This is a genomic window from Candidatus Lernaella stagnicola (genome assembly GCA_030765525.1).
GTDB classification, from domain to species: Bacteria; Lernaellota; Lernaellaia; order Lernaellales; family Lernaellaceae; genus Lernaella; species Lernaella stagnicola.
Genome location: JAVCCK010000028.1, coordinates 16026 through 36790 on the forward strand (window position 1 = coordinate 16026; position 20765 = coordinate 36790).

Annotated in this window: 22 protein-coding genes; 14 read left to right on the forward strand and 8 right to left on the reverse strand. The window is 60.7% G+C overall.

The window, feature by feature from the left end; translation table 11 throughout:
* Positions 1-103: 103 nt before the first annotated feature.
* The 6 genes from P9L99_13410 to P9L99_13435 all read left to right on the forward strand — a co-directional run bounded on the left by P9L99_13410 (position 104) and on the right by P9L99_13435 (position 3620).
* Positions 104-487, forward strand: a complete 384-nt coding sequence (locus tag P9L99_13410; GenBank protein MDP8224356.1) for a hypothetical protein — start codon at positions 104-106, stop codon at positions 485-487.
* The gene (locus P9L99_13415) at positions 484-1176 is read left to right on the forward strand and encodes a DUF2786 domain-containing protein (protein MDP8224357.1); all 693 of its coding nucleotides are present in this window, start codon (positions 484-486) and stop codon (positions 1174-1176) included. Before P9L99_13410 ends, P9L99_13415 begins: the two co-directional genes overlap by 4 nt.
* 212 nt (positions 1177-1388) lie before the next feature.
* Positions 1389-2045 carry a hypothetical protein gene (locus tag P9L99_13420; GenBank protein ID MDP8224358.1) on the forward strand — a complete coding sequence of 219 codons (657 nt, stop codon included), beginning with the start codon at positions 1389-1391 and terminating at the stop codon, positions 2043-2045.
* A complete protein-coding gene (locus P9L99_13425; GenBank protein ID MDP8224359.1) occupies positions 2042-2731 on the forward strand; it encodes a hypothetical protein in 690 nt (229 codons plus the stop codon). The genes P9L99_13420 and P9L99_13425 overlap by 4 nt, the downstream gene beginning before the upstream one ends.
* On the forward strand, positions 2728-3012 hold the full coding sequence (locus P9L99_13430; protein ID MDP8224360.1) for a helix-turn-helix domain-containing protein: 285 nt from the start codon (positions 2728-2730) through the stop codon (positions 3010-3012). Before P9L99_13425 ends, P9L99_13430 begins: the two co-directional genes overlap by 4 nt.
* A gap of 74 nt (positions 3013-3086) precedes the next feature.
* On the forward strand, positions 3087-3620 hold the full coding sequence (locus P9L99_13435; GenBank protein MDP8224361.1) for a hypothetical protein: 534 nt from the start codon (positions 3087-3089) through the stop codon (positions 3618-3620).
* Between the two features lie 548 nt (positions 3621-4168).
* Here P9L99_13435 and P9L99_13440 read toward each other — a convergent pair.
* The 6 genes from P9L99_13440 to P9L99_13465 all read right to left on the reverse strand — a co-directional run bounded on the left by P9L99_13440 (position 4169) and on the right by P9L99_13465 (position 10828).
* Positions 4169-5488 (reverse strand): hypothetical protein, encoded by a 1320-nt coding sequence (locus P9L99_13440; protein ID MDP8224362.1) that lies wholly within the window; start codon positions 5486-5488, stop codon positions 4169-4171.
* A 107-nt stretch (positions 5489-5595) separates the two neighbouring features.
* Positions 5596-6636: a GntG family PLP-dependent aldolase gene (locus tag P9L99_13445; GenBank protein MDP8224363.1), complete on the reverse strand. Its 1041-nt coding sequence runs from the start codon at positions 6634-6636 to the stop codon at positions 5596-5598.
* A 16-nt stretch (positions 6637-6652) separates the two neighbouring features.
* Complete coding sequence (locus P9L99_13450; protein MDP8224364.1) at positions 6653-8212, reverse strand: sigma 54-interacting transcriptional regulator; 1560 nt, start codon at positions 8210-8212, stop codon at positions 6653-6655.
* A 114-nt stretch (positions 8213-8326) separates the two neighbouring features.
* Complete coding sequence (locus P9L99_13455; GenBank protein MDP8224365.1) at positions 8327-9076, reverse strand: CPBP family intramembrane metalloprotease; 750 nt, start codon at positions 9074-9076, stop codon at positions 8327-8329.
* Positions 9073-10380, reverse strand: a complete 1308-nt coding sequence (locus P9L99_13460; protein ID MDP8224366.1) for a C25 family cysteine peptidase — start codon at positions 10378-10380, stop codon at positions 9073-9075. The genes P9L99_13455 and P9L99_13460 overlap by 4 nt, the downstream gene beginning before the upstream one ends.
* Positions 10367-10828, reverse strand: coding sequence for a hypothetical protein (locus tag P9L99_13465; protein MDP8224367.1), 462 nt, complete (start codon positions 10826-10828; stop codon positions 10367-10369). The genes P9L99_13460 and P9L99_13465 overlap by 14 nt, the downstream gene beginning before the upstream one ends.
* Positions 10829-11039: 211 nt before the next feature.
* Between P9L99_13465 and P9L99_13470 the strand changes: the two genes are divergently transcribed.
* From P9L99_13470 to P9L99_13505, 8 genes are all read left to right on the forward strand, one after another.
* On the forward strand, positions 11040-11984 hold the full coding sequence (locus tag P9L99_13470; protein ID MDP8224368.1) for an ATP-binding cassette domain-containing protein: 945 nt from the start codon (positions 11040-11042) through the stop codon (positions 11982-11984).
* Positions 11977-12744, forward strand: coding sequence for an ABC transporter permease subunit (locus P9L99_13475; protein ID MDP8224369.1), 768 nt, complete (start codon positions 11977-11979; stop codon positions 12742-12744). The genes P9L99_13470 and P9L99_13475 overlap by 8 nt, the downstream gene beginning before the upstream one ends.
* A gap of 3 nt (positions 12745-12747) precedes the next feature.
* Positions 12748-14370, forward strand: a complete 1623-nt coding sequence (locus P9L99_13480; GenBank protein MDP8224370.1) for a Gldg family protein — start codon at positions 12748-12750, stop codon at positions 14368-14370.
* The gene (locus P9L99_13485; protein MDP8224371.1) at positions 14367-15899 is read left to right on the forward strand and encodes a DUF4340 domain-containing protein; all 1533 of its coding nucleotides are present in this window, start codon (positions 14367-14369) and stop codon (positions 15897-15899) included. Before P9L99_13480 ends, P9L99_13485 begins: the two co-directional genes overlap by 4 nt.
* A gap of 81 nt (positions 15900-15980) precedes the next feature.
* The gene (gene rpoZ, locus P9L99_13490; GenBank protein MDP8224372.1) at positions 15981-16208 is read left to right on the forward strand and encodes a DNA-directed RNA polymerase subunit omega; all 228 of its coding nucleotides are present in this window, start codon (positions 15981-15983) and stop codon (positions 16206-16208) included.
* Positions 16209-16226: 18 nt separating this feature from the next.
* On the forward strand, positions 16227-16433 hold the full coding sequence (locus tag P9L99_13495; GenBank protein MDP8224373.1) for a hypothetical protein: 207 nt from the start codon (positions 16227-16229) through the stop codon (positions 16431-16433).
* 44 nt (positions 16434-16477) lie between these two features.
* Complete coding sequence (gene dnaJ, locus P9L99_13500; protein MDP8224374.1) at positions 16478-17602, forward strand: molecular chaperone DnaJ; 1125 nt, start codon at positions 16478-16480, stop codon at positions 17600-17602.
* Between the two features lie 150 nt (positions 17603-17752).
* Positions 17753-18424 (forward strand): flagellar brake protein, encoded by a 672-nt coding sequence (locus P9L99_13505; protein ID MDP8224375.1) that lies wholly within the window; start codon positions 17753-17755, stop codon positions 18422-18424.
* A gap of 21 nt (positions 18425-18445) precedes the next feature.
* On the opposite strand, the gene P9L99_13510 is transcribed toward P9L99_13505, so the two are convergent.
* Both P9L99_13510 and P9L99_13515 read right to left on the reverse strand, forming a co-directional pair.
* Positions 18446-19834 (reverse strand): metallophosphoesterase family protein, encoded by a 1389-nt coding sequence (locus P9L99_13510; GenBank protein MDP8224376.1) that lies wholly within the window; start codon positions 19832-19834, stop codon positions 18446-18448.
* Between the two features lie 61 nt (positions 19835-19895).
* On the reverse strand, positions 19896-20720 hold the full coding sequence (locus P9L99_13515) for a hypothetical protein (protein MDP8224377.1): 825 nt from the start codon (positions 20718-20720) through the stop codon (positions 19896-19898).
* Positions 20721-20765: the final 45 nt, after the last annotated feature.

Genomic DNA, 20765 nt, shown 5'->3' on the forward strand with positions numbered 1-20765 from the left:
CGCGCCGTGAGCGGTCGGCCACGGAAAACAACAACGTGGTCGAGATTTGGCGTTCAACACCCACAGCGCAACTGTTGGTCGGCCGCTCAACAAGGAGGCGATCGTGCCCGAGCGTAACAGTCAAATCGCAATGACCCTGACCACGACCTACGCGGCCGAGGAATCTGCTGTGTTTGCACACGTGCGCCAGCGTAGGGGCAGAGATCACGCGATCACGCGCGCGGCCCTAGTTACCGCAACCGGACTAAACGACAGAGCTGTCCGCGCCGCGATCGCCTCCTTGATTCAAATCCACGGTTGTCCGATCGGCAGTTCGCCGCGCGGCGGCTACTACTGGATTGTCGCGCCGGACGAATTACAGGCCGAAGCGGCAAAGCTGGTTCACTACGGCACGGCAATTTTTCGCCGCCTGCGAGCACTCGTCGGCAGTCGCCGCGCCCGCGAACTGCTCGGCCAGACCGGCCTGTTTGGGAATCGCCATCGATGAATCGTGAACAAGTCATGGATCGCGTGAAGAAGCTGCTCGCCTTGGGCAAATCGTGTGAGCCGTACGAGGCCGCCCTGGCGATGGAGAAGGCGCGCGCGTTGATGCGTCGTCACGAAATCGAGGACGGCGACCTAAATGACGACGGCGTGGTTCGCGAGGACATGACCGATTCTTTCGGCCGCCTGCCACAGTGGTTGATGATCCTGTCCAGCGCAATCGCCCAGCACTATGACTGCCGCGCCATTCACTACCGACAACAAGCGTCGGGGAAAACGACGGTCTGGATCGTCGGCGCGGCGGGCGATGTGGAGTTCGCGAAATACGCGCTCGGGGTCGTGGCGCGACAACTTAAATCCAGCCTGGCCGAGTTCAAAAAGCAGTCTCGACGCAAGTTGAAACGCTGGCAAGCAAACGACTACCGCCTTGGTTACGCCTACGGCGTCGCCGCGACCTTGGGTGAGTTGAAGTCGGGCGCGGTGACCGACCAAGAGGCGGGCCTGGTACTGAGCAAACAGGCCGCTGCGCAACAATACATCGACGAGAACATGGACTGTACGAAGCACAAAGTGTCGACGGTGGCGGCGACCTCGGAGGCGGGCAGCGCCGGGTTCGCGGACGGCCGCGACGTAACCATCCAGGAAGCAATGCACGGCCCACAAGGCGGCCGGCGGCTGTTCGGAGAAGTGTAAATGAAGCATCCGACACTCACAATAAAACCGCCGGGGGCGATGAAGAAACCGGCCGGCCGCTGCGCGCCTTTCACGACGAGCGCGACTTGTTCGCGGTCCTCGGCCTGGATTACATCGAGCCGGAGTTTCGCGATAACCCTCTACCCAGGAGCGCAGTGATATGAAACTCGACCGCCGAGGGTTGTGGGCGGCGCCGAAAACGGAGAAGGCACATGCCGATTAAACGCTACCGTTGCGAACGCCTTAGCCTGACCACGGGCGATCCGCGGCTTTGCGAAAAGCGCCGTGCTGCGCTCCTCGACGGCAATCGCGGCCCCCGATTCCCGATCTGCCAACGGTGTATCGACGAGCTCGTCGAGCTTGACGAACTCGATTTAGAACCCGCATCGGCGGTGCCCGCGCCGCCGGCCAAACCAACAACCAAACAGGAGGATGTACCAATGGGAAAGAAGAAGATGGAAAAACGACGTTGCCCGATCTGCGGTAAAGTGAAGGAAATCACCTCGGCCGGCTATTGCGCGGAATGCCGACGGGCGAAAGCCCGCGAGTACTACTACAAGAAGAAAGCGGCGGCAGAGACTGCGCCCGCGCCCGCACCGAAGGCGGCGCCAAAAGCCGCGCCCGCGCCCGTTCCAGAATTAAAGCGTGAAGCGGAAAAGGCGTCGCCGCTGACCACGGCCGCCGAAACGGCCGCACGGGCGCAAGCGCAGGCGCCGCCGTCGCTCACGTTGGTCGGCGAAGACGCCCTCGCTGTCGCGGCATTCGGCCGCGCGGCCGCCGCCGAACCGCAACACGCCGCGTATTATGCCCGAATGATCGGGAAGCGGATCATCGCCGCGATGGCCATGATGGAGCAGAGAGGCGCGTGAGCGCGGCGCCCGCCATAGACCGCGCCGCCTGGCAGCACAATAATCGCCGCCGCCGCGCGATGGTCGCCGAACTGTCGCGCGCGGCGGGTTTGCCCGTCGCCGAAATCGATGAGTGGTTAAAGCGTAAAGTAATCGCCGTTGCAACCGATGGTAAATCGTTGTCGTCAAAGGACCTCGACGATGGCGGATGGCGGGATCTGTTTCTCGCGCTAAATGAACGGTTGGCCGCCTACGGCGGGGGGCGTAATCCTTCCGCCGCGGTGGCCGACGCACCCCACCGAAAGGCGCAAGCGTGCCGCAGCCGAACGGTCGGCCGCAACGCTGCCTCGCTGCTCAGCAGTCGCCAGCGCTACGTCCTGGTCACCCTGGCGCAGCTCCTGTCGATGAGCGACGAGGCCTTAAAATCGTTTTGCCGCGAGCGGTTCGGGTTCGGCCTACCCGCCACGCGCGACCAGGCGAACAAAACGATCAACGCCTTAAAGCCGATGGCTATTCGCAAACACGATATTCCTGGGCGTGTGCGCCGCGCCCTGGACGAAGCGCGCCTCGAATCCGCCGACCGACTGTTCCTGGAAGATGTCGCGGCAGCGTTGCGGCGCGGGCGGCAAGGCGCGTCGGTCAAGATCGGCTCGTTGCCGGTCTTGCTGAAAATTTTCGCCCGCTATCGAATCGGAGGTGCCGCGTGAGTCTCCCTCGTAAAATCGACCCGTTGCTCGCCCGCCAGGTGGACAAGATCGTCGCCGACGTCGAGCGCGACTTACCCGCGAAGGCTTTCCTCGATACCGGCGAGGTGGCCGCCGGTCTCGACGTGTCAATCCGCACCGTCCAGCGAATGGTGCAAAACCGCTATCTACCATCGTTCCGTTCGCGTGGCCACCTCCTGATCCCGCGCTCTGCCGTCCTCGAATTCGTCCGCGCTAACTCCGCCCCGGCGTATCCGCGCCGCGCCCGAGATTACGATGAGTAGTGGTTGCTCAAATACACGTGGTTGCGCTACACTTAACCGTTGTCGCACCGACGGCAACGCAAGGGAGAATTTGGATGAAACGCGTATCGTTTGCTGAGCTGGCCGATCGTTTTGCGTTCTCGCCACCTTCGGACTCTAACGGGAAACCTGGCGAATGGTGCATCGTCAGATACTACATCAAACCGACTTTAGATGAGTTGCAGATGGGTGTCACTTCGAATGATCCTGATCGATTGGTTATGTGTGGCCCAATTTCTGCTTTAGGCCCAATTTCTGCTTTAGGCCCAAACCTCGACGATACCGGATTCCGTAACGGCCTCATCGGCCCCGATATCATGACCTTTGCTTCTAAAGCGGAAGCCGCCGCGACGGCGTGGAAAACCGGCGAGCATGACTGGGCCGAACACGTCGACTCTTTCTTATTAGAATTAATTCTGCACGGTAGCCTCGAACGACACGAGCCAATACAGCTTTACAAAGGGAACGACTTGCAAGCGTGGCGCGTTGCTTGGATCTTCGCCCTGGGTCTAGTTGCGACGGCCGGAGAAGCCTTTGCGCCGGCCGGGTCTTGGAAGATCGCCACCTTGGCGACGCCCCTGCTGGCCTAAAGAAAGCAGGCTGAATGCTTTTAACCGCGACTATTTTAAGTTATCCCCGCGCGCAGCACTTTCCGCAATCCGCGGAAAAAATCAGGCCGAAAACCGGCCGCGGCGATTCAAATTTTTCCACACTTCGCGGAATGCCGCCGGTGGAGGTTGTGACATCGCGGCGCTTCGGTGCGCCTGTTTATCGTTTGTTTTCGTCTAGTTATGCCCATGTCACAACGATGTCACAAGCACCCCGTTCTTCCATCGCCCGCCGCGCCCACCGCACGATGCCCGAACCGCCCGTTTTTACGCGCATAACCGCCCCCGGCCGCCACGTTCAAGCCCCTTTGAAACCCCGTCTAAACCGCGTCACAACCGCTTCTAACGCGCTCGTTTTATCAAACCAAACTCCGCGCCGCATAACTAGCTAACCGCCCGTCGTTACGCGCGTTTCCGCGTTTTTCCGGCTCTTTCCGCATTTATCACACCATACGACTCGGGGCAAAACCGCATACAAAAAAGGGCATGGTCTTCCATGCCCTTTCTACTTTAACAATGGCGTTGGTTTGTCAGACTTCCTCGCCGATCAAGTCCAGAATGATCTCGGCGATGTGTAGAATCTGAATCAGGGTTTGTTTCAGCCCGTCGGTTCCCGGGTCGTCATACACGGCGCCCAGGTCGACGTCCAGCATATCCCAATGCGGAATGAACGCCGGTAGGCCGGCCAGTTTGAGCAGCGGGTTCAAATACGACAAGTTGAACGGCTGCCGCGTCTCGGGGTCGATGTCGAACTCCGTGTCGTCCCACAGGCTGTTGCGCAAGGCGATGGCCATGTTCCGCAAACCGGCCGACAGCGCCATGCCTTCCTCGTCCAGCAGGTCCAGGCCGGGGAAGCGATAGCGTTCCCAGGAATCGAACATCTCGTTCTGGTTGCCGTCGTGGTAGCCGACGACATCTCCGCTTTGGTCGCCGCGCTCCGCTTCGATGGCCTCGAACATGAGGCCGAAGTTGTTCGCTGCGCTCGCCAGCATCAGCGCCGCTTCCTGCAGTTGCGGGATGTTCTCCTCGGGCAACGTGAGGAAACCGGCGTGCGAGGGGTCCTCCATCGCGGCCAGCAGCATGTCGACCGTTTCGCGCAGCGCCGGCAACAAGTCGTCAAAATCCAACTCGGTGATGGCGTAGAGAATCGTGATGTCCACGTCCAGCGAAATGGCGTCGAACTGGCCCAACACGCCCCACAGCAACTGCGGGATGACGTAACTGCCGTACAGTTCGGCGTCGTCGAATTGACCCGCCAACTCGGCCTGAAGAACGAAGTGCATGATCACCGGAATGGCGTCGTCTTGCTGAAAATGGTAGCCGTTGGCCAGGCAGATCTCGATGTACTCGGCCTGTTCCCGCGCATCGGTGTAAAACAAGCCGCCGAGCGCTTCGTCGATGAAGTTATCCAGAATGTTGTCGGGGTCGGCGCTGCCCTTGACCGGGCCGCCGTACGACAGCGAATCGATGTAGTCCCACAAGATGCTGATAATATCCAGCATGTGGACGTCGTGCCCCAACACGATGCCATAGTTCGCTTCGGGGTGCCGCGGCACCTGCTCGAGCGCGAGGCGGAAGTAGGTGTTGGCTACGTCCCCGTCGCCCAGCGCCAGCCAGCGCTTGCCCTCTTCGATCAGTTCGTTGACCGGCCACGGCGTATCGTCGTCGTCATCGCCGACCGTGTCGTCGTCGCCGACCGTGTCGTCGTCGCCGGCCGTGTCGTCGTCGTCGTCATCGACCGCGTCATCGTCGTCGACCGCGCCGTCGTCGTTGTCGTCATCGTCGTCGCCGCAGGCGACGACCGCCAAACACAATACCAGCAGCAAAATAATCAGCCGTAGTTGTCGCACGGTTTTCTCCCTCCGGGCAATCAAGACCCCTGATACTACACCGTCGTGGAAAAAAAACGAAGCTGGGTCACCAGCGCCCGAAACAAGGATTCGCCGCCGCGCCCGCCCTACTGCTCCAGCAGCCCGGCGAACACTTCCACCGCGCGATCGATACCGGCGCGATCGACATCCAGATGCGTAACGGCGCGTATCCGCCCGGGCGACATAGCGATCACGTGCACGTCGTATTCGGTGAGCAGCGCCTGCAGTTCCGGCCCGGTGAAGCGGCAGTCTTCGGTCAGGTCGATCATCACGATATTGGTGTCGGTCTCGCCGGGCCGCACGTTCAGGCCCGGCAGGCCGTTGAGCCCTTCGGCCAGGGCGCGGGCGTTGGCGTGGTCGTCGGCGAGCCGTGGAATGTGGTACTCGAGCGCGTACAAACCGGCCCCGGCCATCAGCCCGACCTGCCGCATGCCGCCGCCCAGCCGCTTGCGCGTCCACCGGGCCCGCGCGATGGTTTCCTCGTCGCCGGCCAACAGCGAGCCGATCGGCGCGCCCAACCCTTTCGACAAGCAGACGTTGATCGTATCCGCCCATTGGGTCCATTCGGTGACCGGAATGCCGCGGGCCACTGCGGCGTTCCAGATGCGCGCACCGTCCAAATGGATTCGCAGGCCGTGCTCGGCCGCCAACCGCCCCACCTCTGCCATGGTTTCGACCGGAAAAACCCGGCCGCCGGCGCGGTTGTGCGTGTTTTCCAGGCAAATCAAGCGGGTTTGCGGTGCGTGGATGTTGTCGGGCCGAATGCGCTTCTCAATCATCGGGGCGGTGATGATCCCGTGATGCCCCTCGATCGTGCACACCGACACGTGGGCGATGAACGCCGGGCCACCGCTTTCGTAAACGTACAAGTGCGCGCCGACGTCGCAAATGATTTCGTCGCCCGGCGCGGTTTGCACCTCGATGGCCGTTTGGTTGGACATCGTGCCGCTGGGGAAAAAAAGCGCCGCCTCTGTGCCCAGCATCGCAGCGGTTTTTTCTTCCAGCTTTTTCGTGGTGGGATCGTCGCCGAGCACGTCGTCGCCAACCTCGGCCTCGATCATCGCCTGCAACATATCGGGGCCGGGTTTGGTGACGGTATCGGACCGTAAGTCGACTCGTAGGCTCATCGGTTTCCTCTTTGAATCAATCGATTCCGTACTTCTTTATTTTTTCATAAAGCGTCGAGGCGGCAATCCCCAAGCGTTCGGCCGCTTCCCGCTTCGAGTACTCGGTGATAGCGCGGCGAATCAGTTCGGCCTCCGCCTCGGCCAGGGTCGGCAAATCGCCGCTCGCGGCGCGCGCCGGCCGCAGCAGCAGATCGCCCGCCGTAATCACGTCGCTGTCGCCCGCCAAAACCAGGGCGCGGCCCATCACGTTGGCCAGTTCGCGCACGTTGCCCGGCCAATCGTAGGCGGCCAGTGTCTTGTGCGCTTCGTCGTCGATCGTGGGCGCTTTGTCGAGTCCTTGGCGTGTCGCCTCCCGCTGCAGCAAATGACCGGCCAGCAGCGGAATATCCTCGCGCCGGACCCGCAGCGACGGTACGAGGATAGGCACCATGTCCAGACGGTAGTAGAGGTCTTCGCGAAACCGCCCTTCTTTCACTTCTTCGGCCAAGTCGCGGTGGGTCGCCGCCACAACGCGCACGTCGATGGTGATGTTTCGCTTCGCGCCCACCCGCCGCACTTCCCGCTCCTCGAGCACGCGCAGCAAATGGGCCTGAAGCCCCAAGGGCAGTTCGGCGATTTCGTCGAGGAACAAGGTGCCGCCGTCGGCCAGTTCGAACATACCCGGCCGGTCGGCGTTGGCGCCGGTGAACGCGCCTTTGACGTGTCCGAAAAGCTCGCTGGCCACCAGTTCCTTGACGATCGAGCCGCAATTGACCGCCACGAAGGGACCGTTGCGACGCCGGCCGTGGTTGTGCAGCGCCCGCGCCACCAGCTCCTTGCCGCAACCCGTCGGCCCCTGCACCAACACGGTCACGTCCACCGCCGCGACCTTGCGGACCAGCGAGAAAATGCGTCGCATCGCCTCGCTGCGTCCCACCATGCCGGCGAACAACGTCTCCGCCGCCGGCACGACGATCTCACTGTCGGTGGCGGCCTCGATGACCAGCGTGCTTTCTCCCAGGCGAATCGACGTTCCCGGCGGGACCGGGGCTTCGGTGACTTTCACGTCCTCAACCAGCACGCCGTTGCGACTTTCCAGGTCGTGCACGATCCAGCCGTCGGTTCCCAAACTCAAGCGCGCATGGCGGCCCGATACGAATTCATCGGTCAACACCACGTCGCAACCGCCGTGGCTGCCGATGACCAGCGCCCGCTCGCCCAACTCGACGCTACGCGGCGCGTCGGGCCCGCCGGTAACCAGCAGGCGGCTTTCGATCGTGGTCAGCGTGTCGCGCCCGGCGTCGAAACGCAGCGTTTTCGTGCGAGCGGCCTCGGCAGCCATGTCGCCTTCCTCATGGCTTCGGAGGCTGGGACGAAGCGCAAATCCTCCCATATACACCGGCTCTTCCGGAGCCACCTCTTCACGTTCGCCGCCTCGCTCCACCCACACCACGCGCCGCGACGGCGTTATCTTCACCGTATTTGTGATACCGGGAAGTTGCACTTCGGCGTCGGCGCCGCCGACTGACAAGCCCTCGGCAGGCAACCGAACACGCAATCGTTCGCGGCCTCGCTCTTCAATTTCCAGGAACCACATACGACCCTCCGGTTGGAACGGCCCGTCCTCCGCAGCCGCCGCGCCTCCACCCTGCCGTGCTGTAACAATACGGCTGTATCATAGCAAGCGCGCCTGGGTTGTCGAACCTCGCCGTTACGCCGCGCGACGCCGAACGTCACCACGGCGCACGCCGAACGGCGCCCACCAAAGCGCCAACAACAGGGCTCCCAATTGCACTGGAAGAGAAGAGAGAGGGTCATGCGACAACGCCGGCTCCAGTAGGCCCGGCCAAGGCAGGCCGCCGACGTGCAAGCCAAAAAAAGGACCGGCCAGGATGTTGAACGCGGCGTGAAACACCACGCATGCACCCAAACCGCTGCGCAAATACAGACCGCCCAGGGCCAGGCCGACCAAAAACGCGGCGAGCCCCGATCCGATCCCGGCCTGCAGGTGCCCGGCTCCAAATAGCGCCGCGCCGAACACCACCGCCGGGAAGAAGCCGAAGCGCCGGGCCAGCAGCGGTATCAACGCGCCGCGAAACAACGATTCTTCCGCGACCGCGATCACCAATGCCGCCAGTACCGCCGCCGGGAAAAAAGTGAGGGTATCGCCCACCGCTGGGCGCGTGCCGATCAGGGCCAGCATGGCCAGCAGCAAGCCGCCGGCCAGCGCCGCACTTTCGGTGATCGGCGTCAGGTCGCTACGTATCCGCGTCGCGCCCAAGGCTCGCATCGCCCACCACGCAACGGGCAGCGACATCAGTTGAACAGCGACGAAGAACAAATCGCCCGGCATGCCGCCGAGGGATCGGAAGGCTGTGACCGCCACGAGCAGGTAGGCCAGCACCGCCACGCCCGCTGATCCCGCTATGGCGAAGGTGGATGTTTCGCCGCGCCCGCTCATCGTTCCGCCGGCTCTTCGGCCCAGTACCGCAGCGCCGGGTCGCCCAGCAGCGTAAAGCCGAAAAAGTTCATCCAGAACAGGCCGACGTCGTAGAAGCCGTCGGGCTGGAAAAACAATTCCATGTACCGGCCCCGCGCCACCGCCAACGCCTCGGCCAGCGGCAGGTTGCCGTTGAGCGCGCGGTCGACCATCGTCAAAAACACCAAGCTGCCCTCGCCGAGCATTCCGGGATCCGTCGTCGTGGTCGAACCGACAAACGCCACCGCCCCGCTTCCCAGCAGCGACGCGCCCAGGTTGTCATACACGCTCAAATCGGCGTTGCGGCAACCGGAACTCATCATCACGCCGGGCGGATTGGCGGCGAAACTTTCCGCGTCGGTGTTGCACACAAACGGCTCGCCCGCGGACGCGCACGCCGCGTTGCCGTGACTGGCCCACACGGTCATGCCCGGCGGGTGCGAGGCCACGCGCTCCACGAAATTTTCGTGATCCAGCAAACCGTCGGGTTCAATAAAACCGCCCGCTTCATACATCCGCCAGCAGCCGTAACCGCCCGGGGCGACGATCCAATTCACCATCGCTTCCATGATGATCGCCGCATCGCCGGGAATGGAAATATTCCCCGCGGCCAGCAGCGTGTCCCATTTATGGTCGGCGTCCTCGAGAGCAAAGGCGACGCTCTGCTCGGCCACGGCGTGGACTCGTTCGGGCTCGTGGAAGGGCAAGCGGCCGACGAACATTTCCGGCACGTAGTCGTACACATCGTCTTCCCACTCGCCGTATCGCCCGTCGCCGTCGAAATCGAAATCGCCCGCCAGGTCGCCGTAGTAAACATCCGACAAGCCCGCGTACAAACCCGGCCAGGTCGGGTCGGGATCCATGTACACGGCGGGGATCGTCTGATGGTCGCCGACCAGCAGCACGTACTGGCGCCGGGCGGCGTCGTAGGCGCTTTGCAGGTACTCGCGGATCAGGCGGGCGCGCTCCTCGGCGTTGGTGGTGGGAGCGATTTCTTCCAACGACGCGCTCCACACGTTTTTGCCCATGACGGCGTGGTGCTCGGCCAGGGGTTCGGCGGCCTCGAGCAAGGCCTGCGGACCGATGAGAATGTAGTCCGTACCGCCCACCGGCGGCGGGGGCGATGTGTCATTGTCGTTGTCGTCGTCATCGATTGTGTCGTCGTCGTCATCGATAGCGTCGTGTTTTGTGTCGTCGTCATCGTTTCCGCCGGTGCCGCACGCCGCGCAGGCGAGGCAAAGAAGCGCGATCCACAGCCAGATCACGAGGCGTTTATTGCGGCTCATCGAAGGCCTCGTTCAGCAGATCCTCGGGCAGCGTGTCCGCTTCGGGGATCGGCACATCGCTGGGCCGCTCCATGCTTTCCAGGGCGTAGAGCAAATTCGGGGGGAACTTTTGGTGGGCCCGAATCGCCTTTCGCACGCGTTCGAGCATCTGCTCGACCTGCTCGCTTTGTTGCCGCGCCGCCCGCAAAGTCACGAGATATTTCTCGTAGGACCACCCGTGCCTTCCGGCGACGTCTTCCTGAATCGTCAGCGCGTATTGCAGTGCTTCCAAAGGCGTTTTCTGTTTTTCCATTTTCTCGGCGAAGACCGGTCGCTGATACTCGATGACGGTTTGTCGCAGGATCGTTTTCACGGTCGCCAACTCGCGCGGCGAAACACGATGTTCGCACGCAAAAAGCGCGGCGACGGCGGCCATCAGCAGCCCGAGAGTGATAAAACGTCTTCCCATGGGCCGAATTCTAGCACGCGTTGTGCGCTCCCGCAGCGTCTCTGCGGTAAAAATTCAATATTTCGTAGGGTTAGCGAGCCGCTTCGCTCTTGACAAGCCGCACCATGGTCTTTAACTTTCGCACGCTGTTTTGAGTCCATATGAATGAATTTTTGGGGAGTGGGTTCGCCACCTCTTAGAATAACAATCGCTCAATCGCTGGAGATTTTCGATGATTGAAGTGAAAAATCTGTACAAGAAATATGGCGATTTCGCGGCGGTCCGTGGCGTGGATTTCAAAGTGAAAAAAGGCCGGATTCTCGGCTTCTTGGGGCCCAACGGCGCCGGGAAGACGACCACGATGCGCATCATTACCGGCTACATGCCCGCGACCTCCGGTTCGGTCACCATCGGCACGCACGATATTTTCACGAAGCCGATGGAAGCCCGCCGCCACATGGGCTACCTGCCGGAAATCCCGCCGCTTTATCCCGACTTGACCGTCCGCCAATACCTTCGTTTCGTCGCCAAAATCAAGGGCGTGCCGCGGCGTGAGGTGGAAGCCAACGTCGACCGCGTGATCGACCAGTGCGGCGTTCGGGACTACGAGAACAAGCGGATCGCCGTGATGAGCAAAGGATACAAGCAGCGCGTCGGGCTGGCCCAGGCGCTGGTTTCCGACCCCGAGGTGCTCATCCTCGACGAACCCACGATCGGCCTGGACCCCAACCAGATCAAGGAGATCCGCGGGCTGATTCGCTCCCTGGCGGGCGACCACACGGTGATCCTCTCCACCCACATCCTGCCCGAAGTCACGATGACCTGCGACGACGTGGTGATCATCGACCAGGGGCGGGTCGTGGCGGCCGATACCCTGGAAAACCTTACGAAAACCGGCGGCGGACGCGCCCGCACCTACCTGCGCCTGGCCGAGCCGAACGAAAAAACCCGCCGCCTGCTGGAAGATACGCCGGGCGTGGCGAAGGTGGAACCGGGCGCTGAGTCGGGTGTGTTTCTCGTTACCGGCGAGCCCAATCTGGACCCCTCGCCGGACATCGCCCTGCTGGTCATGCAGCAAGGCTGGGGGCTTTTGGAAATGCGTCACGAGCGCCCGACGCTGGAAGAAATTTTCGCTCAACTGACCATCGGCGCCAGAGAGGGGGCGAGCCATGCGTAACATTCTCGCCATCGCCGGCAAAGAGCTCCGGCAGTTTTTCGGCGGCGCAGTGGCCTACGTGGTGATGACGGCCTTTTTCATGCTGACCGGCTTTTTCTTCTACGACATGATCATGTCCTACAACCGCTACATCGGTTACGCCCAAATGCAGCCGATGTACATGCAGCAACTCAACATCAACGACATGATCGTCACGCCGCTGTTTCAAAACATCAACGTGATCCTGCTGCTGATTGTGCCGCTGATCACGATGCGCCTGTTCGCCGAGGAGCGGAATCAAGGCACCGATGAACTGCTGCTGACCAGCCCGGTCAGTATCGGCCAAATCGTCACGGGCAAGCTGCTCTCGGCGCTTGCTTTTTACGCGCTGCTGCTCGTGATGACCTTCGTGTACCCCGCCATTCTGGCCAAATACGCGATGCCCGATCTGGGCAAGCTGATCACTGGATACGTCGGCCTGCTGCTGATGGGCGCGTGCTTCATCAGTTTCGGCTTGTTCGCCAGCACCCTCACGCGCAGCCAACTTGTGGCGGCGATCACCAGTTTCGCCGTGTTGCTCGTGTTTTGGATCCTCGGTTGGATCGCGGAATCGCAACCGGGCATTGTTGGCGAAGTGATGCGTTACCTGGCGATGACCGAACACTTTGAGCGTTTCGGCCAAGGCGTCATCGAGTTGTCCGACGTGACGTATTTCATCAGCTTCATTCTGTTCTTCTGGTTCCTGGCCACTCGCGCTGTGGAATCCACGAGGTGGAGGTAAACCATGAAGACTTTTGCCCGCATCTGGTTTTGGGAAGGCTTGGTGTTGGTGGTTTTCGCCGGCCTCAGCCTCTTGTTTCTGAATTTCGAAGCCGTTTACGAACTGCTTTTCCCGCTGGTCATGGGCGGTCTCGGATTGCTCGGATTGACGATCGCCTTGGTGATCCATGTCGCCAACTGGAGCAAGCACAAAGAGGATCAACTCGAACGCGAAAGCGGCACGATGTTGAAGTTCGGCACGAATGCCGTTGTTTACACCGTGGTGTTTCTCGGCATCCTCGTGTTCGCAAACGTCATCGTCGCCGGGCGGTCCAAGAAATTCGACCTCACCTCGGCCCATGTCAACACGCTTTCGGATCAGTCCGCCACGGTGCTGGAAAACATTCCGCCCGGCGGACAAATCGAGTTGGTCGGCTTCTTCAAAGCCGGGGAAAGCGCGCCTTTTGAAAAACTCGCCGAAAAGTACACCGATGTCAGCGACCGGGTCGTCTCGCAAGTCATCGACCCCGACCTGCACCCGGAGGCCGTCGCCCGCTACGCCATCACCGAACGCGGCGCCGTCGCGGTAACCTGCGACAGGCCCGAGCTGTCCGAACAGGAAAAGTTCGCCCAGCCCGCCTGCACCGGACAAACCAACGTGACGCTCGACATCACCGAGCAGGGATTGACCAGCGCCGTCATGAAAGTCAGCGCGCCGCAAGGTGGCGCGGTGTACTTTCTCGAAGGCCACGGCGAAGTGCCTCTGGACGGCAACGAGAAACGCGGCTTCGCGCTCATTAAAAAAAGGCTCGAAAACGAAAACCTGACCCTCAAACCCCTATTGCTGCTGACCGCCGGCGCCGTGCCGGCCGACGCGGGATTGGTCGTCGTGGCCGGGCCGACGAAGAAATTGCCCGAAAACGAAGTGCAGATTCTCAAGCAATACGCCGACGGCGGCGGTCGCTTGATCATCATGGCCGACCCGATGACCGAGACCGGCTTGGAAGGATTGCTGGCCGAGTACGGAATCTCGTTGATGGACAACGTCATCGTCGACCGGCAGGTGAAGCTCTTCGAAGGTTCGGTGCTGGGTCTTGATCCGGTCGTGCTGGATTACGGCGTCCACGAAATCACCAAGAAATTCGGCGAGAATCCCACGATCTTCCACGAGGCTCGTTCTTTGAAAATTGCCGCGCCGAAAGGCGTGATTGTTGAGCCCTTCCTGAGTTCCGGCACCCAGAGTTGGGGCGAGACCGATTTCGCGTTCTACGACAATGCCGACGATCAGCCGGTGTTGCGCGACGGCGAGGACACGCGCGGGCCGCTGGTGCTGGGCGCGACAGCCACGCGCAAGATCGGCGAAGGCGACGCGGCAAAAACCGCCAAGCTCGTAGTGATCGGCGACGCGGATTTCGCCGGTAATCTCTACGTCGCACAGGGCTTCAACGCCGACCTGTTCTTTAACGCCATCAATTGGGCGACGGGACAGGAGGCGTACATTTCGATTCGCGCCAACACCTTCGCGCCCGACGTGTTCACGCTGACGCAAAAAGATACGGCGCTGATCTTCTTCGCCTCGGTCTTTCTGCTTCCGCAGCTTGTGGTGATGTTCGGCATCGGTGTCGCCATCTTCCGGAGGCGCGAATGAACACGAAAAAAACGCTGATCCTGGCCATCGTGCTTGCGGCGTTGGCGATGTTCGTCTTCCTCTACGAACTGCCGCACCAGCGGGAAAAGGAACAGGTTGACACCGAAGGCGACAAAGTCGTCGACCTCGACTTCAAGGCCGTGCGCAAAATCACCTTCGAGCGCGCCGACAGCAAGCTGGTGTTCGAAAAGGCGCCCGAAGGCGAATCATGGCGGATGACCGAGCCCTTCCAGGATCAAACCGAGCAATGGAGCGTGCAGTCGCTGATCAGCGCCGTGCAGTACGCCCGCCCGGAGCGCAAAATCACCGACGTAGACGAAGAAGCGATTCGCCGCTTCGGCCTGGCCGAACCGCGCGCCGTGATCTCCTACGAGACCGGTGAAGTGGTCAAGCGCGTGCGCATCGGCGGGAAAAACGCCGTCGGCAACACGGCCTACGTCAAACCCGAGAGCGAGAGCGTCGTCTACCTGGTTTCCGAGAGCAGCCTTTCGGTTCTACAAAAAAGGCCGGACGACTTCCGCCGGACCGCGCTGTTGGCGCCGCCGGATGCCGAAAAGAAACTGCACCGTGTCACCTTGGCCGCCGCCGACGCACCGCCGATCACCCTGGTCGGCGAAAAACCCGCCGGCGAAGAAGATGACGATCTGGTGCTACCCTCCGATTTGACATGGCACCTGGATTCGCCGACCGGGCCCATCGCCGATCAGGAAGTCGTCAAAGGCATCCTGGACAGGGTGGCTGCGCTCAAAACCGGCGAATTCATCGACCAACCCGATGAAACAACACTCAGCGGCTTCGAAAAGCCGAGCCTCGTGGTCCGCGCCGCTTACGGCCGGGGTGAGAATGAAATCGAAATCGTGCTGGAAGTCGGCGCAAAAAAGGAAAAAGGCGCCGCCTTCTACGCTCGCGTAACCGATCGCGCCGCGGTGATGGCCGTCAACCAAAACGACTTGCAACCCTTCCGGGTGACGCGTCGCGGCCTGCGAGACCGCCGCTTGATCCCCGCTTTGGACAAAGAAAAGGTCGCGATGATTGACTTGCAAAGCCCCGGGGCATCGTTTAGAGTGTCGCGCTCCGCCGGGGGCTGGGCATTTGCCGATGAGCGCCCGGTGGATGCGGAGAAGATCGAGCAATTGCTCGAAAACGTCTTGGGTTGGCGGGCCGAAAGCCTGATCGACGACCGGCGTGTCCGCAAGTTGTCGCGCGCCGTGCGCGGCAGCGGTGTCAGCCACATCACCTTCTTGGGTGACGAGGCGCAGATCCTTGAAAGTATTCGCTTTTCCGATGTGGTTGTGCCGGGCGAAATCGCGCCGTTGCGCCGCTGGGAAAAGTCAAAAATGGAAGACGTGCCGGGCCTGGATGAGAAGCGTTTGATCGCTCTGGTGTCCGGCGGTTTCGAGGGCGCTGTATACCTTGTGAAACCCGAGTTGCTGGACGATCTTCCCCAGAGCATAGATGAGATTAAGAAGCCGGTTTCGGAGAAACCCCCGGTAAGCGGGGAGGACGCAACTCCCGACGCCGGTGACTGAAAACCGGATACACTGCCGTTCTTGTAAGAAGTGCTTATATTGTTCGTCGGCGCAACGGACGTCGATGAAAAGGAGGCCGCCATGGCTCGCGTAACTGTTGAAGATTGCATCGAACGAATTCCCAATCGCTTTGCGTTGGTGCTGGCTACTTCCTACCGCACGAAGCAATTGATGCGCGGCAGCCAATACCTCGGCGATACACCCACCGACAACAAGTTTGTGGTCAACGCTTTGCGTGAGATCGCCGCCAATAAAGTGCGCCTGGTTCAGTCGCTTGACGACATCGACCAGATTGCGGACGACATTTAGCCTCGGAGGAATGCAGCCATGACAACGATTTCGACCCCCGATCAGATTTTCGATGTGCGATTGGTAGAACGGCATATCGACACGGGGCTTACGACGAAAAAAGAATACGAGCAGTTTATGAAACAGCTTCCGGATGTGGCCGGCGAGTTCGAATACGTCCCCAAGGAAGCTATTTTTGACCTCGAAACCCCGGAAGACGAAAACGACATTGCGACCGAGGAATAGCTCGGAGTCGCTGGATTGTCCTGAACGATTAAAGGTATGGCGGTATGGTCCGTAAGGACTACTATGAAATACTTGGCGTAGCGCGAAACGCCAGCGACGCCGAAATCAAATCGGCCTACCGCAAAATCGCCCTCGCCAGCCACCCCGACCGAAATCCCGACGACCCCGAAGCCGAAAAACGATTCAAAGAAGCCAGCGAAGCCTACCAAGTACTCTCCGATCCCGAAAAACGGCGTATCTACGACACCTACGGCCACGACGGGCTGAAGGGACAGGGATACCAGGGATTCTCGAATTTCGAAGACATCTTCTCCTCGATGGGCGGCATCTTCGAGGAATTCTTCAACTTAGGCGGCAGCCGGCGGCGTAGCGGCCCGCGGCGCGGCACCGATTTGCGATACGATTTGGAACTCGATTTCGAGGAAGCCGTGTTCGGTGTCACCAAGGAAGTGGATATCGAACGCTACGCAACTTGCAAGCGCTGCCAGGGGTCGCGGATGGAACCGGACACCGAGGCCGTCTCCTGCCCCACCTGCGGCGGCGCCGGCCAAGTGCGGCGCAACCAAGGCTTTTTCACGTTGACTACGACCTGTCCCCACTGCCGCGGAGCGGGGAAAATCATCCAGCACCCCTGCCGCGAATGCAACGGCACCGGCAAGCAAATCGAGATGTCGCAAGTCTCGGTGAACATTCCCGCCGGCGTCGAAGACGGCAATCGGTTGCGGGTGGCCGGCAAAGGCGAAGGCGGCGAACGCGGCGGCCCGGTGGGCGATTTGTACATTTTCCTGCACGTATTGGAACACGAATTCTTCCAGCGTCGCGGCAACGACCTATTGGCCGAACTGCCGGTCAACTTTTGCCAAGCGTCTCTGGGCGCGGAAGTCGAAGTGCCAACCCTCGAGGGAAAAACGACGGTAAGGATTCCCAAAGGCACGCAAGTGGGTCAGTCGATCAAGATTTCGGGACAAGGCGTGCCTCACATACAGGGATACGGCCGGGGCGACTTGATCTTTTTTGTCAACGTGGCGATTCCCAAGAAGCTCAACAAACGCCAAGAAGAGCTGCTGCGGGAATTCATCGCGTGCTCGCCCGAGAACGGCCGCGCCGCGAAAAAAGGCAAACAGAAAGAAAGCTGGCTGGACCGCATCAGGGATATCGCGTTAGGTTAGCTTCGCAGTATAAACACCCAAACCGAATGTTCGCTATGCGAAAGCTTGACTTCGCTCACCTGTGATTTAGAATCGCCGTCGGGGAATACTGCATCGGCGTTCTCGCATCGCAACTATCGACGAACGATGAACCAGAAGGTTGGTGGGGCCATGGCCAAAACTTCAAGCGAAAAAACCGAATCTTTGATTTTCAACAAAGGGGAAGTCGCGCCGAACTTCCAGGTCGGTATTCCCGTGTTCATTGAATTGATTCAAAAAAAGCGGCGCCTTCGCGCGCAGGCTTTGGTTGTCGGTTGGTCCCCGAAGCAAGTGCTGATCACCACGTTACCGATGGATAATCGTATGCTGATTATCCCCACAGGTTCCGAATTGATCGTTCGCTACCTGCTGGAAGGCACGGTGTACGGTTTCATCACCCGCCTGCTGCACAAACAGCAAGGGCCCTTCGCCATGTGGTTGCTGGAATACCCCGAAGTCGTGGAAGTGAAAAACCTGCGGCGCAGCCCGCGAATCCCGCTGTACCTCAAAGTTCACACCGAAGATGGCGAAGAGTGGGACATGCTGGACGTCTCCCTTTTCGGCGCCGCCATGGCCACCGAAGAAAACCAGTTCCTCGGCGATGACGTGAGTTTGCGCTTCACGCTGCCCGACGGGTCCGAAATCGAGGACCTGTCCTGTAAAGTCGTCCGCGTGAATTACTCCGACCAGGAAAGCATCATCGGCGTGCAGTTCGACGAGAAAGATCTCGAAGCGCTAGCCAAAATTCGCGGTTACATCGAAGGTTGCCTACGCCGCCAGGAGTTGACCAAGGGCGGATCCTGATTCCTTAACCGTCCGGTTCGATCAGCCCCCGCACCCACCACTGTCGTCGTTATCATCGTCGTTGTCGTCGTCGTTGTTGTCATCATCGTCGTCGTCGTCGTCCGTCGGCGTCGCATCGTCGTCATCATCATCGCCGGGTGTCGTGTCATCGTCATCATCGTCGACGGGTGTCGTGTCATCGTCATCATCAACGGGCGTCGTGTCGTCGTCATCGTCATCGTCGACGGGCCACTGCGGCGGATCGGCGGTGTACGAGAACGTTTCGATCACGGTCCCATCGAGCCGAATGACCGTTAACGCGGTTTCGGTCGGCGTGACATCCACCACAATGTAGTGATTGGAGCGGTCGTGCATCTGGTAACCCGGCAGCGTCGGCGGCGCGGGGAAGGTCTGGAAATCATATAACGGCGCGCCGCCACCACCGGCAACGATGTGGTCGATGCCGTTCATGCGGTGCCGCGCGTAAAAATGGTCGTGCCCCTCGAAGGCCGCCACGGCTCCGTATTTCTTCATCAAGGGCTGCACATAAAGCTGCGCCACGATATGGCCCATGCGCCCATCCTTATAGGAAAAGGGCGGCTGGTGGAACGCGACGAAACAGAAGTTGAGGCTCGGATCGTCCTGAAATTCCTGCAGGCGTTGTTCGAACCAATCGTGCTGCAGCACGCCGGGCAGGACGAAGGTATACCAGTTCTCCAAATCCAGCACGATGAAGCGCACGTTGACGTAGTCGAACGAGTAAAAGGTCTCGAAGAAACCGTGGTTGGGCGTCTCGAACACGCGGCTGAACATGCCCAAACCGGTGACTCCCCATTCCTGGTCCATCTCGTGGTTGCCGATGACCGGAAGAAGCGCCGTTTGCGAGATCAAATCGCGCTCGGCGTCAAAGAAGTAATCCCACGCATCCAAATCGATGCCGCTGCTGACCATGTCCCCGGTGTTGATGTAGAAATCAACGCCCTCGTCGATCACCTTGTCCACCAACGCTTCATGCTCCAAATTCGGCGCCGAGGTCGACCCGCCGCGAGTGTCGCCCATCACCACGAAACGAAAGGGCACCAGTTCATCGGGCGCTGTGGAAAAGATGAAGTCTTCGGTCGTCTCCCCGCCCACTGTCACGCGGTAGTGGTAGGACGTATCCGCTTCGAGGCCGTCGATGGTGATCGCGTAGCTGTAACGCTCGTAGGTGTCGAATACGAAATGGTTGCCGTCGCCGACGAATTCCAGCCCGTAGTTTGTGTCCAGACCGACTTCCACCGTCGCCTCCAGGTCCTCGTCGGTCTCCAGGGCGATGACCATGCTCTCGGTCGAGGGGCTCTGCAAATAGGGGCCCTTGGTGATAGCCGCGCCGGCCGAGGCGGCAAACAGAATGATCAAGGCTGCGGTCAGGATGGCGGTGAAATGCTTCATTGTTTTTTCCTCTCCGTTTCTCTGAGGTCAGCCTAGGCATTATGACGGGGGCTGTAAAGCTCTAGTGCCAGGTTTCCGGCGACGGTTTGGCGGCGGGCGGTTCGTTTTCTTTCTCGGTCTCCTGCAGGGCTTGTTTTTTCGCTTCCAAGGCATTTTCGGCCGCTTCGCGCACCTCCGGGTGGATGTTGCCGTCGTAGGCGACGTCTTCCAATTCCTGCCGGTTGAGCATCGGCACCAGCGCCATGGCCAAATGCGGCGCGGTGTAGGGATTTCGCACCAAGGCCCGGCGCACTTCCGGCCGCGCGCGCCACTTGGCGGACCGATACACGATCTCCAGCACTTCGGGCCGGTTGGGACGTCGCGCGGTGATGGTCACGACCATTTTCTCGATCACTCGCGGATTTTTCAGCAATTGGCGAATGACCAGTGGATCGGGGTCGTAGCCGACCCGCGCCAACATGTTCGGGTCGCGGCTGCGCGCCGCGGCTTTTCGTTCGCCGACGGTCAAGTCCGGCAACCCATACTTGAGGAACGCCTCTTCGTCGCCCTCGGGGCTTTTCAACGGCCGCAGCGAGCGGAACAGGTTGCAGACGTTCAGATACCCCCGGCGCTTGGCCTCGTGGTAAATCCGCCCCACGCGAACCTTGCCCAGCTTCCGCAGTATCAACCCCGCGTCCAACCCGGAGGCGACCACGACGCGCGCCTCGCTGTCGCCCGCCAAGGCAATGCTCTGCATGCGATAGATCGCCTCGGCGATTTCCTCGTCCTCCATGACGCGAAATTTGGCGACCAGAAAATGCTTGCGCATCGCCGGATCGAGCACCTGCCCGGCAGTCTTCATCAAGCGGCGAATGTGTTTTTCGCTATCGGCGGCGCGGTCAGTCACCGAGGTCTCCTTTCCCATGGGAAAAGGTACCAACGGCGACGGCGG

What these genes read in the sequence shown, in the direction of transcription:
- rpoZ (MDP8224372.1), top strand. Translation starts at nt 15,981, where the DNA reads ATGGCTCGCGTAACTGTTGAAGATTGCATCGAACGAATTCCCAATCGC.
- P9L99_13475 (MDP8224369.1), top strand. Translation starts at nt 11,977, where the DNA reads ATGCGTAACATTCTCGCCATCGCCGGCAAAGAGCTCCGGCAGTTTTTC.
- P9L99_13510 (MDP8224376.1), bottom strand. Translation starts at nt 19,834, where the DNA reads ATGAAGCATTTCACCGCCATCCTGACCGCAGCCTTGATCATTCTGTTT.
- P9L99_13495 (MDP8224373.1), top strand. Translation starts at nt 16,227, where the DNA reads ATGACAACGATTTCGACCCCCGATCAGATTTTCGATGTGCGATTGGTA.
- P9L99_13470 (MDP8224368.1), top strand. Translation starts at nt 11,040, where the DNA reads ATGATTGAAGTGAAAAATCTGTACAAGAAATATGGCGATTTCGCGGCG.
- P9L99_13505 (MDP8224375.1), top strand. Translation starts at nt 17,753, where the DNA reads ATGGCCAAAACTTCAAGCGAAAAAACCGAATCTTTGATTTTCAACAAA.
- P9L99_13480 (MDP8224370.1), top strand. Translation starts at nt 12,748, where the DNA reads ATGAAGACTTTTGCCCGCATCTGGTTTTGGGAAGGCTTGGTGTTGGTG.
- dnaJ (MDP8224374.1), top strand. Translation starts at nt 16,478, where the DNA reads ATGGTCCGTAAGGACTACTATGAAATACTTGGCGTAGCGCGAAACGCC.
- P9L99_13415 (MDP8224357.1), top strand. Translation starts at nt 484, where the DNA reads ATGAATCGTGAACAAGTCATGGATCGCGTGAAGAAGCTGCTCGCCTTG.
- P9L99_13455 (MDP8224365.1), bottom strand. Translation starts at nt 9,076, where the DNA reads ATGAGCGGGCGCGGCGAAACATCCACCTTCGCCATAGCGGGATCAGCG.
- P9L99_13435 (MDP8224361.1), top strand. Translation starts at nt 3,087, where the DNA reads ATGAAACGCGTATCGTTTGCTGAGCTGGCCGATCGTTTTGCGTTCTCG.
- P9L99_13450 (MDP8224364.1), bottom strand. Translation starts at nt 8,212, where the DNA reads ATGTGGTTCCTGGAAATTGAAGAGCGAGGCCGCGAACGATTGCGTGTT.
- P9L99_13465 (MDP8224367.1), bottom strand. Translation starts at nt 10,828, where the DNA reads ATGGGAAGACGTTTTATCACTCTCGGGCTGCTGATGGCCGCCGTCGCC.
- P9L99_13445 (MDP8224363.1), bottom strand. Translation starts at nt 6,636, where the DNA reads ATGAGCCTACGAGTCGACTTACGGTCCGATACCGTCACCAAACCCGGC.
- P9L99_13460 (MDP8224366.1), bottom strand. Translation starts at nt 10,380, where the DNA reads ATGAGCCGCAATAAACGCCTCGTGATCTGGCTGTGGATCGCGCTTCTT.
- P9L99_13485 (MDP8224371.1), top strand. Translation starts at nt 14,367, where the DNA reads ATGAACACGAAAAAAACGCTGATCCTGGCCATCGTGCTTGCGGCGTTG.
- P9L99_13420 (MDP8224358.1), top strand. Translation starts at nt 1,389, where the DNA reads ATGCCGATTAAACGCTACCGTTGCGAACGCCTTAGCCTGACCACGGGC.